The organism is Pseudoalteromonas sp. SG44-1 (assembly GCF_014164315.1).
Taxonomy (GTDB): domain Bacteria; phylum Pseudomonadota; class Gammaproteobacteria; order Enterobacterales; family Alteromonadaceae; genus Pseudoalteromonas; species Pseudoalteromonas rhizosphaerae.
The window spans coordinates 1-923 of the sequence record NZ_JACJEW010000199.1; the positions used below are offsets into that span (position 1 = coordinate 1).

The window sequence follows — 923 nt, forward strand, 5'->3', positions numbered from 1 at the left end:
GCCATAAAAAGCAAATTCCCATAGCATAAGTAACACCAACTCTGACACACCGAGCAGGTAGCGCCTCAGTCCAACAAGCGATTATGCAACACAAACTGCGTGTCGCATAAATACTAAAATGTTAGTGCAATCAGCGAGAGTCACATCAAAAAGTAGGGAAGTATGAGTATTAATATAAAATGGAATGGTGATTGTCGCTTTGAAGTGTCAACTGAAGGCGGCTTTACGTTTAATGTTGACGCTACAAGTGAGAAAGCCCCTTGTCCAACGGAAGTTTTATTGTCGGCTTTAGGTTCATGTAGTGCTACGGATGTCGTCTTGTTACTACAAGATCAAGGTTTTGAAGTTAAAGGCCTAGAAAATACGGTTACTTTTGCACTAACGGAATCAGAACCTCGTTTATATAAATCGGCAAACTTACACTTTACAGTAAATGGCAGTGGTTTTAAGGAATCTGACATTTTGCGAGCAGCTCAAAATGCGGTGGAAAAGCATTGTCATGTTTGTCTTATGTTGAGCCCTACGATCGATATCACTTGTTCAGCTGAAGTGGGTAAAAATTGCACTTAATCGGGTAGCCGGAGGTCTCTAACCTCCAGCCCCCACACCACCCATCATGCGGGTCCGCAATGGGCGGTTCACCTCCCGTAATGAATATTGATCCAAATATCCCTCAATGACACTAAACCTTGTGAAGCTAAGTAGTTATTGCCTAGCGCAATGTTAATACCTTTTGTTTGTGAGCTTCTACAAGGGCCTTTACTGGTGATACCACAGGCTATGGCGAGTCGTTCGCTAACCCCCAATTTCATTAAACTGCGTACTTTGGTGCGAGGTTTACGCCACTGTCGCCAGTAGCACATTCTTATCCTACGGCGGATCCAATGATCTAAATCCACTGTTAGCTGATAGGCGTTGGCTAT

Annotated in this window: 2 protein-coding genes; one reads left to right on the forward strand and one right to left on the reverse strand. The window is 43.6% G+C overall.

What is annotated here, in order from left to right; translation table 11 throughout:
- Window positions 1-162 precede the first annotated feature (162 nt).
- Entirely contained in the window at window positions 163-570 is a 408-nt protein-coding gene (locus H5187_RS23745) for an OsmC family protein (RefSeq protein ID WP_182719700.1), read from the forward strand.
- A gap of 68 nt (window positions 571-638) precedes the next feature.
- Here the strand turns inward: H5187_RS23745 and H5187_RS23750 are convergent.
- Window positions 639-923: group II intron maturase-specific domain-containing protein (locus H5187_RS23750; protein WP_310737483.1), on the reverse strand; the 285-nt coding region annotated here is incomplete at its 5' end.